The organism is Photobacterium profundum (assembly GCF_003026285.1).
Lineage (GTDB): Bacteria > Pseudomonadota > Gammaproteobacteria > Enterobacterales > Vibrionaceae > Photobacterium > Photobacterium profundum.
Genome location: NZ_PYOD01000018.1, coordinates 84400 through 95018 on the forward strand (window position 1 = coordinate 84400; position 10619 = coordinate 95018).

General features: G+C 44.1%; 7 protein-coding genes. 6 read left to right on the forward strand and 1 reads right to left on the reverse strand.

The annotated features are described in order from the left end of the window. The first annotated feature begins 7 nt into the window (after positions 1-7). The 3 genes from arcC (at position 8) to nifJ (ending at position 6354) form a co-directional block, all read left to right on the forward strand. The gene (gene arcC / locus C9J48_RS23915) at positions 8-910 is read left to right on the forward strand and encodes a carbamate kinase (RefSeq protein ID WP_006232005.1); all 903 of its coding nucleotides are present in this window, start codon (positions 8-10) and stop codon (positions 908-910) included. A gap of 155 nt (positions 911-1065) precedes the next feature. After that, a complete protein-coding gene (locus C9J48_RS23920; protein ID WP_036803396.1) occupies positions 1066-2700 on the forward strand; it encodes an NAD(P)-binding protein in 1635 nt (544 codons plus the stop codon). Between the two features lie 9 nt (positions 2701-2709). Further along, positions 2710-6354, forward strand: coding sequence for a pyruvate:ferredoxin (flavodoxin) oxidoreductase (gene nifJ / locus C9J48_RS23925; protein ID WP_006232003.1), 3645 nt, complete (start codon positions 2710-2712; stop codon positions 6352-6354). Between the two features lie 191 nt (positions 6355-6545). Here nifJ and mocA read toward each other — a convergent pair whose 3' ends face one another. Continuing rightward, positions 6546-7127: a molybdenum cofactor cytidylyltransferase gene (gene mocA, locus C9J48_RS23930; protein ID WP_006232001.1), complete on the reverse strand. Its 582-nt coding sequence runs from the start codon at positions 7125-7127 to the stop codon at positions 6546-6548. Between the two features lie 53 nt (positions 7128-7180). Here mocA and yqeC point away from each other — a divergent pair, with 53 nt between their 5' ends. Genes yqeC through C9J48_RS23945 form a run of 3 tightly spaced genes read left to right on the forward strand, consistent with a single transcriptional unit; the run spans position 7181 to position 10226 of the window. Continuing rightward, positions 7181-8083 (forward strand): selenium cofactor biosynthesis protein YqeC, encoded by a 903-nt coding sequence (gene yqeC, locus C9J48_RS23935; protein ID WP_006232000.1) that lies wholly within the window; start codon positions 7181-7183, stop codon positions 8081-8083. Between the two features lie 39 nt (positions 8084-8122). Further along, positions 8123-9721 carry a selenium-dependent molybdenum cofactor biosynthesis protein YqeB gene (gene yqeB, locus C9J48_RS23940; protein ID WP_006231999.1) on the forward strand — a complete coding sequence of 533 codons (1599 nt, stop codon included), beginning with the start codon at positions 8123-8125 and terminating at the stop codon, positions 9719-9721. 58 nt (positions 9722-9779) lie between these two features. Next, positions 9780-10226 (forward strand): MauE/DoxX family redox-associated membrane protein, encoded by a 447-nt coding sequence (locus C9J48_RS23945; protein ID WP_006231998.1) that lies wholly within the window; start codon positions 9780-9782, stop codon positions 10224-10226. The last annotated feature ends 393 nt before the right edge of the window (positions 10227-10619 follow it).

Sequence of the window (10619 nt, forward strand, 5' to 3'; positions counted from 1 at the left end):
AGGTAATATGAAACCCATAGCTGTAGTCGCCCTTGGCGGTAATGCATTACTGCGTCGTGGCGATGCACCCAGTTTTGACAACCAACTCGCGAACATCAAAGTCGCGGCAAAAGCCATTGCTGAAATAGCCAAAGAATACCAAGTTGCTATTGTTCATGGTAATGGCCCGCAAGTCGGTTTATTAGCGTTACAAAACCTAGCGTATGACAAAGTATCACCATACCCACTCGATGTGTTGGGTGCAGAAAGTGAAGGTATGATTGGCTATATGTTGGCGCAAGAGCTGCAAAATCTAATGCCTGAAACACAAGTGGCGAGTTTGTTAACCCGTATTGAAGTCGATGCCAACGATCCAAGCATGTTGGATCCTTCTAAGTTTGTTGGGCCTGTCTACAACGAAGAAGAAGCAGGTATCCTTGCAGAAGCCAATAATTGGATTATGAAACGAGATGGCGAATTTGTACGTCGTGTAGTGCCGTCACCCAAACCAATCAATATATTAGATAAGGTGTCTATCGATACCTTACTTGCGGCTGGGCAGGTCGTGATTTGTTGTGGTGGTGGAGGCATTCCTGTTTGCCGTGCAGAGGTGGGTTACCAAGGTGTAGAAGGCGTGATCGACAAAGATCTTTCAGCCACGTTATTAGCAAAGCAACTCAATGCCGATAAATTATTGATCTTAACCGATGCCGACGCTGTGTATTTAGATTGGGGTACTAATAACCAACGAGCACTGCGTAAGGCAACGCCTACAGAACTGAATGAATATGATTTTCCCGCCGGGTCAATGGGGCCAAAAGTCGAAGCAGCGACTGATTTTGCCACATTCGGTGGACGTGCCTATATAGGGGCGCTTGAAGAAGGATTAGAAGTATTGGCCGAACGCGCAGGTACATGCGTGAGTATGTAGGCCAAGTGCAGTGATGAGGAAAAGAGGTGGATATTGGCACCGTGCTTAACGTAGCTAATAAGCCTAATTCTTTCACATCACTGCTTTTCATGATCTGCGCCCACTCAAATTATTACCTCCAAGGGCGCATTTTTTTACCGTCAAAAAGGTAGAATATGATGAGCAATTGTTCTAAGGATATGACCTTACCCCCAGATCTTAAACTTAAAAAAGGGTCAGGGGCCATACGTACAAAATTCCCTATCTATTCCAATTCCCTACCACCTTGTAATCACGCCTGTCCTACCGGGAGTAATATACAAGAATGGCTATCCCTCGCTCAGTCAGAGCGATATGAAGATGCCTTCCAAGCATTAATCAAAAATAACCCAATGCCAGCGATCCATGGTCGTGTGTGTTACCACCCGTGCGAATCGGCGTGTAACCGTACCAACGTGGATCAAGCGGTGAGTATTCATGCCGTTGAACGTTATTTGGGTGACCAAGCGTTAGTCAATAATTGGCAAGTGCGTTTTCAGGCCGAGCCAACCGGTAAACGGGTATTAGTTGTCGGTGCGGGTCCTAGTGGTTTAGCGACAGCGTATCACCTCAAGCGTAAAGGGCATGAGGTTGAAATACGCGATGCAGCACCAATGGCGGGTGGCATGATGCACTTTGGTATTCCTGCTTACCGTTTGCCGCGTGATATTTTAGAGAATGAAATTGCACGCATCGAAGCCATGGGTATCAAGATTGTCTTGAATCACAAAGTGGAAGATTTACTGGCCGAGAAAGTGAAAGGGCAGTTTGATGCGGTTTTCCTAGCAATTGGCGCACACGTAGGTCGTGGTGTTGACATTCCGAACGATGAGCCTGAAAAAGTCAATGATGCGGTATCGTACTTACGCGATATTGAAATGGGCACTGCACCAGTATTAGGCAAACGTGTTGTTGTTTATGGCGGCGGGAATACCGCGATGGATGCAGCTCGAACTGCACGTCGTATGGGAGGCGATGTGATGGTGGTTTACCGCCGTGATCGTGCACATATGCCAGCCCATGATTTTGAATGCGTCGAAGCGATGGAAGAAGGTGTGACTTTCCATTGGCAACGAACCATCAAAGAAATAGATGGCACGACGTTTACACTGGAAAAAATGGCGATTGATGACAGTGGTTGTCCGCAACCGACGGGTGAATTTGAAACGGTGGAAGCGGATTCATTGATTCTAGCGCTGGGTCAGAATATTGATACCAAACTGACCGAATCGATACCCTGTGTTGAACACAAACACGATGGAACCGTGATCGTAAATGAACAAATGATGACGGGTTACAAAGGGTTGTTTGCAGGCGGAGATATGGTACCGAGCGACCGCACCGTTACCATTGCGGTGGGGCACGGTAAGAAAGCGGCAGCGCACATTGATGCCTTCCTTAACCACCGTAGTTTTAATAAGGTCAGCAAGCAACCGCTGATCCGCTTTGATAAGTTACACCTGTGGTACAAAACTGATGCCGAGCAGAGTGAGCAGCCCGCGATTCCAGTGATCCAGCGTGCAACTTCATTTGATGAAGTAGTGGGTGGGTTAACCGAAGAAGAAGCCTTATACGAAGCGCAGCGTTGTTATTCTTGCGGTAACTGCTTTGAATGTAATGGTTGTTTGGGGGCTTGTCCGCATGGTGCAATTACCTATCTAGGGAAAAGTAAAGGCTACAAGGTGGATTACGACAAGTGCACTGGCTGTGAAGCCTGCTATTCCCAATGTCCTTGTCATGCGATTGAAATGGTCGCGGCACTAACGGAATAGGAGCTTATCATGACAACGAACAATGATCTTATGACTAAAAATGTATCGACAGAACCTGTTATGCACACCTGTGACGGTAACGAAGCCACGGCACATATTGCTTATCGTGTTAGTGAAGTGTGTGCTATTTACCCAATAACCCCATCTTCGACCATGGCGGAATTTGCCGATCAATGGGCAGCCGAAGATAAGCGTAATATTTGGGGTAATATTCCTCTTATTGCTGAAATGCAGAGTGAAGGTGGCGCAGCTGGTACCGTTCATGGCGCGCTACAAAGTGGAGCATTAACCACAACATTTACCGCCTCTCAAGGCTTAATGTTAATGCTGCCGAACATGTATAAAATTGCAGGGGAACTTACTTCTGCGGTATTCCATGTTGCTGCCCGTTCGTTAGCTGCACAGGGTTTATCTATCTTTGGTGACCATCAAGATATTATGGCTGCTCGAGGTACCGGTTTTGCGTTATTGGCGTCATCGTCGGTACAAGAAGCCCATGATATGGCGCTGGTGGCTCATGCCGCTACTCTGGATTCTCGTATTCCCTTTATTCACTTTTTTGATGGTTTTAGAACATCGCATGAAGTGAATAAAATCGAGGTGATTTCAGATGCCCATATCAGAGAAATGATCTCAGATAAGTTAGTTCGCGAACATCGGGAGAGAGGCTTAAGGCCCGATAAACCGTTTATTCGTGGTACGGCACAAAACCCAGATGTTTACTTCCAAGGTCGTGAAACGGTTAATCCGTTTTATGCTCAAACACCTGCGATCGTGCAGCAATGCATGGATAAACTGGGAGAGCTAACAGGGCGTCATTATAAGTTACTGGAATTCCATGGCGCATCAGATGCTGAACATGTCGTGATTGCGATGGGATCTGGTGTTGAAACCATTAAAGAAACTGTCGAATATTTAGTGGCGCAAGGCAAAAAAGTGGGTGTATTACAAGTACGCCTCTATCGTCCTTTATCTGCGGAACATCTGTTGGCTGCATTGCCTGAAACAGTAATGAAAATTACGGTGCTTGATCGCACCAAAGAGCCGGGTGCCAATGCTGACCCGCTGTATCAAGATGTATTGACTGCTTTGATGGATAATCAAGATGTGTATAGCACTAAGTCTAACCAGATTATGCCGCGATTAGTGGCAGGTCGTTATGGATTATCCAGCAAAGAATTTACACCCGCGATGGTTAAAGCTATTTTCGATAACCTCGCACAAGATAAACCAAAGCATCATTTTACGGTCGGTATTATTGATGATGTGATGAACTCGCACCTTGAATACGATCCCGCTTTCGATATTGAATCAAACGACGTTGTTCGCGCTATGTTCTATGGGCTTGGTGCCGATGGCACGGTTGGGGCCAATAAGAATACCATCAAGATCATCGGGGACGATCCTGATTATTTCGCGCAAGGTTACTTTGTGTATGACTCTAAAAAGTCAGGATCGCAAACAGAGTCACACCTGCGTTTTGGTCATCACCCAATTAATAGCCCGTATTTGATTCAATCGGCGAACTTTGTGGCGTGTCACCAATCAACGTTTGTTGAGAGCACAGACATGTTGGCGAAAGCCGCTGATAAGGCAACGTTCTTACTCAATACCACGGTTCCAGCAGACAAGGTGTGGGATAGTTTACCTGCCAGAATGCAGCAACAATTAATTGAGCGCCATATGAGCCTGCATGTTATCGATGCCTACAAAGTCGGACGTGATACGGGTATGGGAACGCGCATTAATACGATCATGCAAACCTGCTTTTTTGCGCTGTCTGGTGTGTTAGATAAAGACGTCGCCATTGCGAAAATTAAAAAAGCGATCGAAAAAACCTATGCGCGTAAAGGCCCTGAAGTGGTACAGAAAAATTTCGCGGCGGTAGATCATACTTTGGCGCATTTATACCAAGTAGACGTTCAGCAGAAAGTAACAGCAACCAGCCAGCCTAAACCAGTTGTGTCAGAGCTGGCACCTGAATTTGTGCAGCAAGTGACAGCACAGATGATGGCAGGGAAAGGAGATTTAATTCCTGTTTCTATGCTCCCTGTCGATGGTACTTATCCGTCGGGTACTACTCAGTGGGAAAAACGTAACATTGCTCAGAAAATACCAGTTTGGGAGTCGCAAGAGTGTATTCAGTGCGGTAACTGTAGCATTGTCTGCCCACATGCTGCGATTCGTGCCAAGTTCTACGATAAGTCGATACTTGAGCAGGCTCCGGAAGGATTCAAATCGGCAGGTATTACTGCCCGTGGTTTCCCAGATACTCGCTATACCTTGCAGGTGTATGCCGAAGATTGTACCGGATGTACGTTATGTGTTGATGCTTGCCCAATGGTGATCGAAGAAGCGAGCGACGGGAAACCTGAACGCAAAGCGATAAACATGGAAATTAAATCGCCGTATATGGAGCAAGAAAAGCAGAACCTTAGTTTCTTTGAAACCATTGCTTATAACGATCGCTCTCGTATTGATTTCTCTAATGTGCGTGGCGCGCAGTTCTTGCAGCCGTTATTTGAATTTTCGGGGGCGTGTTCAGGTTGTGGAGAAACCCCTTACCTTAAATTGATGTCTCAGTTATTTGGTGATCGCTTAATGATTGCTAATGCGACAGGGTGTTCGTCAATTTATGGGGGTAACTTACCCACCACACCATGGTCGAAAAATACGGATGGTCGTGGCCCTGCGTGGGCAAACTCTTTGTTTGAAGATAATGCCGAATTTGGTTTTGGTTTCCGATTAGCGGCGGTCAAGCAGCACGAGATGGCAGAGCAATTGCTGGTGGAAAATAAGAAATCGCTCGATTCTCAATTAGTCGATCAGCTTCTGCATGCCGATCAGCTTACCGAAAGCGATATTCAGAACCAAATTAAACGGGTTGATAAGCTAAAAGCACAGCTTAAAGCACTGGGTACAGAATCAGCCTTAAATCTAATATCGGTAGCCGACCAGCTTATTCGTCGCTCTATCTGGATTGTTGGTGGTGATGGTTGGGCATATGATATTGGCTCAAGTGGTTTAGATCATGTATTAGCCAGTGGCGCCGATGTTAACGTGTTGGTGATGGATACCGAGGTGTATTCAAACACAGGCGGCCAGATGTCGAAATCGACACCGTTAGGTGCGGTAGCAAAATTTGCCACTGCAGGTAAGCAAGCCACCAAAAAAGACGTCGCGATGCAGGCTATTTCTTACAACAATGTGTATGTTGCTCGAGTTGCCTTAGGTGCTGATCCACAGCAGGTGTTGTTAGCGATGCGAGAAGCAGAGGCGTATCGTGGTCCTTCTATTATTATTGCCTACAGCCACTGTATTGCGCATGGCATTAATATGGAAGAGGGATTACATCAGCAGCAATTAGCGGTGAAGTCAGGGCACTGGCCGTTGTTCCGTTATAATCCGGACTTACGAGATGTTGATGAAAACCCATTCTCATTAGATACATTACGCCCGAGTATTCCATTGGCAGAGTATCGTTATAATGAAGCGCGTTATCAAATTCTTCGGAGGACGCACCCTGAAGTCGCTGCTGATATTACAGCCCGCGCACAGAAGGTGGCAGAGCGTAAATGGCAACTCTATGAGGAATTAGCGACTCGAAAACAAGGGTCAATTGCCCCTCATGTTGAGTTAGAAAATAATGACTAGATGTAAAGAGTAACTGCTTTTGCTTGCAAAGCCTGATGTTAGATTACATGTCTAACTATCAGGCTTTTTTATTTGGGGTAAACAAAGTAAATCAAAATGATAGTATTGAAAAAAGTGACTATCAATTTGATAAATTTAAAATGAAAGGTGAAATAGTCTAAGACAATACACTTGTTAGTGCAGAACTGCGATTACTGCGTTTTGATTAACGATTGATACGCATCTGGCGTATCAATATCTAAATATATTTCATCACATTTTAGACCGAGATACTTCACAGTATGCGCCATAATTAAGGGCTTCATTTTGCTGGTAATCGGTGCGTTTTTTATTATATTAATCATGTTTTTGGGTAATAAAACAGGGTGTCCAGGCTTGTTTAACGTACCGGGAAAGACGGTACATTGCCCCTTAAGTGCCCATACTTGCTGATAGATATTTGCGGGAATACATGGCATATCACCATGACAAATAAAAAAATGTTCACTTTCTACATGTTCAATACCTACTTGAATGGAACTGAACATACCTTGTTGATAATGAGGGTTTACCACGACCAATACATTATCGTGATGACAATAATGTCTGACTAACTCTTCATGTCGATGACCCGCGACAACGATCACACGCGAACAAAAATGGAGTGCGTTTTCGATACTCTCATCAAGGATTGTATGCTGGCGGTAAGGTAGCATTAATTTCCAGTCACCCATTCGTGACGATAATCCAGCGGCTGGCATTACACAATCTAGATGCTTCTGTTTCATTGTCATTCAGTGCTCGTAATTAAAGTTATATAGCCATTAAGCGAAGTAAAGGTGTTGTTATGACCCCAAATAGTCTTTTTGCTCAGCCTTCGCCCCCTTTTGTTATTGCCTTAGTGGGTGGGGGCGGTAAAACATCAACAGCATTTTGGTTAGCGCAAGAATATAAAAAACGTGGGCATTGCGTATTCGTTAGTACAACCACCAAAATGTATTTACCAGAGAGGCATCAGGCCGACTGTTTTATTAGTCGTGCCGATTTGTTTAATAAAGATAGAGTCTTAAGAGCTGATAAATCAAACAATCAAATTGATAGCCTGCCTATTAACTGCTCTTTACCCTTAAATCTTGAATCGCCTAAAAATGTGATGGAAACACCTTTACTATTATCACGACGTCAACCAAAAAAATCAGAGCCTTCTATCACTTTTTGTTATCAAGAAATAATAAATGAGACATCAGCAGCGGATAAAAAAAAGGTAGCAGGGATCACGCCAGAATGGATCGATAAACTAAAAAATGATTCGCCTTTCACAGTTTTTATTATTGAAGCTGATGGTGCTAAGTGTTTGCCAATAAAGGCACCTTCTGGGCATGAGCCTTGCATTCCTCTTAGTTCAGATATGGTAATTGGCGTTACAGGTGCAGAGGTTATTCATACTCAGGCAAGCCCCGAGAGAGTTCATAGATGGAACGTATTCTCTGCACTGACTCAATGCTCGGAAGGTGATGATATGGATCACCGAGTATTTAGTCATTTGATTGCAGATCCACAAGGAATGTTTAAGCAAGCGCCTAAACATGCCATCAAGATTTGGTTAATAAATAAAGTAGACCTTGCGTGTTCTTATTCCACTGTAAAACAGTTGGCGGAAAGGGTCATAACAGACAACCAAAAACTTGATGAAATTTGGCTTGCAGCGATGTGTGATCACTCGCCAATAAGAGAGATTGTAACGAGGTAGTCGTATGGACCTCTTACAGATAATTAGAGGTTATATTTCATGAACATTTTTTCGCAGGCAGCTCAGTTAGAACAACAGAATACTCCATTCGCTCTTACAAACATTATTGATACCAAAGGCTCTGCTCCCCGCCATTCAGGGCAGATGATTGTTAAAGCGGATGGGTCAATCATAGGCACTGTTGGTGGCGGTATGATTGAACGTTACGTTATAGAGCAAGCCATAGAAGCACTACAAGAACGCAAGCCGCGTGTTGTTAAAGGCAGGATGACCCGTTCTGGTCCCGAAGCGATGGGAATGGATTGCGGTGGTGCAATGACAGTCTTCATTGATGTATTCGGATTACGCCCTGCGTTGTTATTAATTGGTGCTGGGCATGTAAACCGTGCTGTTGCCCATGCTGCCCATGTTTTGGGGTTTGATATTACCGTTGCCGATGCGTATGAAGAAAGCCTGTCAGAAGAACATTTCCCCGAAGGTACAAAGCGTGTTTTGGGTAAAACGATGGATGATGCCATCGACCAACTCACGATTGATAAAAACAGCTTTGTAGTGATAGCCACCAATCATCAAGACCAAGATGCGATCACGAAAGTGGTGGGGTGTGACACCCAATATATAGGTTTAATGGCAAGCCGTCGCAAAGTACAAACTCTATTTACCCACCTACGTAAAAGCAATGTAAGCGAAGCCCATATTCAAGCAATTCATTCTCCTATTGGATTTAATATCGGTGCAGAAACGCCAGATGAAATTGCCATTAGTATTATGGCTGAAGTGTTAAAAGTTCAACACCAGTCAGCGGGTGGATTAATGAAAGATGATACCCGCGTGAATCGTAATAAATTAGTGCTAATTCGTGGTGCGGGAGACATTGCTACAGGCGTAGCTGTGCGTTTACACAATTCTGGTTTCAAAGTGGTGATGACGGATATTGCTCAGCCTACGGTTATTCGCTGTACCGTTTCTTTTGCTCAATGTTTATATGGTGATCCGGTAGAGGTCGAAGGTATTACAGCTCAGAAAGCACGGAGTTGTGAAGAGGTTTTTACAGCCCTAGAGCAGGGATATATCCCTGTAATGGTGGATCAAGAATGTTGCTCACTTAATAACCTTAAACCTACCTTTGTTGTTGATGCGATTTTGGCGAAACGAAATCTTGGTACAACCAAAGATATGGCTCCCGTCACGATAGCGTTAGGCCCTGGTTTCAATGCTGGTGTTGATTGCGATGCAGTAATTGAAACTAACCGTGGGCATTACTTGGGGCGCGTGATTTATCACGGTGAAACTCAGGCTAATACGGGTATACCGGGTAATATTGCGGGTTATACCCATCAACGGGTTCTTCGTGCACCTTGCAACGGTATTATGCACAACCATGTATCACTGGGTGACATTGTTGAAGAAGGTGAAGTTATCGCACATGTTGCAGATAGCCCTGTAGTGTCTCCATTAAGTGGCATGGTAAGAGGGTTGTTGAACGAAGGACTAACCGTAACAGAAGGATTCAAAATTGGTGATATCGACCCTCGTGGTATAGAGGCAGATTTCACGACGGTTTCAGATAAAGCACGTGCCATTGGTGGCAGTGTACTGGAAGCCATGTTGCACCTAGAGCAGACGACATTGAGTTAGCACAAGGTGAGTAAGGGTACTCACTTTAGCAAAATTTTTTGAAGAAGAGGGCGACGTTATGAAAACCAAAGGATATGTTCATCGCTTCATTACTTGTTACGTATTTTTTATGGTGGCAGCTATTGCTTTAAAAGGCTTTTTTATGCCTGAACACACAGGTGTACTGCTCATTGATACAGGGCTAATATCAGCAATGTATGTTGAACCCATAACGTTCGCTTTTCCTTTTGCGTTAACTGTCTGTGCATTGCTTGCGTATGTTGACATAGTGAGTCTTAAACCTACTATTTTTTGCCTTGCTTTATATACATTTTTAGCAGGGTTAGCAATTCAACAAGGACTAAATCTAGACTGTAATTGCTATGTGGCAGGTTCATTAGAATCAGCCGTTTATCGAGAGTTAGAACCTCAGTTTTATATTCTATTACTCGTTATTATTGTTACCAGTGCTTTGCATATATTCAATACACGACATTCGACACAGAACCAGCCTTATATGGTGTAATTCCTATTTTACAATAACTTAGAAGGTATCGTTATGCATATTCATAAATACTCGTCTGCACCTTGCCGTCGTGGCTTTTGGTTAAATGTTTTCATTCTTGGTTCGGCGATATTGTTGTTATTGTTTTAGTGAGAGAATTTGTATCTCTAACCGTTTTGTCTTTTGCCCAAGTAGCGCTGAAGAAAATATAACTAAGGTGATTGATTCAACTAACTCAGAGGGGTTTGAAGAGAGGGGGGGGTCTGCTGCAGACTGAAATGATTGCTGTACTCGTTGACAATGTGTCATGGCGACCTTTCTCATTTCTAAGCTATAGTACGTAAGTGAGTTTTAGCTTTAAATGGCTAATTCAGTACCCAGTACTTCTTCATTAATTTGTGACGCACCCCCCAC

Excerpts from the sequence above, each read along its gene's own strand:
- C9J48_RS23945 (WP_006231998.1), top strand. The coding sequence starts at position 9,780 with ATGAAAACCAAAGGATATGTTCATCGCTTCATTACTTGTTACGTATTT.
- mocA (WP_006232001.1), bottom strand. The coding sequence starts at position 7,127 with ATGACAATGAAACAGAAGCATCTAGATTGTGTAATGCCAGCCGCTGGA.
- nifJ (WP_006232003.1), top strand. The coding sequence starts at position 2,710 with ATGACAACGAACAATGATCTTATGACTAAAAATGTATCGACAGAACCT.
- C9J48_RS23920 (WP_036803396.1), top strand. The coding sequence starts at position 1,066 with ATGATGAGCAATTGTTCTAAGGATATGACCTTACCCCCAGATCTTAAA.
- yqeB (WP_006231999.1), top strand. The coding sequence starts at position 8,123 with ATGAACATTTTTTCGCAGGCAGCTCAGTTAGAACAACAGAATACTCCA.
- arcC (WP_006232005.1), top strand. The coding sequence starts at position 8 with ATGAAACCCATAGCTGTAGTCGCCCTTGGCGGTAATGCATTACTGCGT.
- yqeC (WP_006232000.1), top strand. The coding sequence starts at position 7,181 with ATGACCCCAAATAGTCTTTTTGCTCAGCCTTCGCCCCCTTTTGTTATT.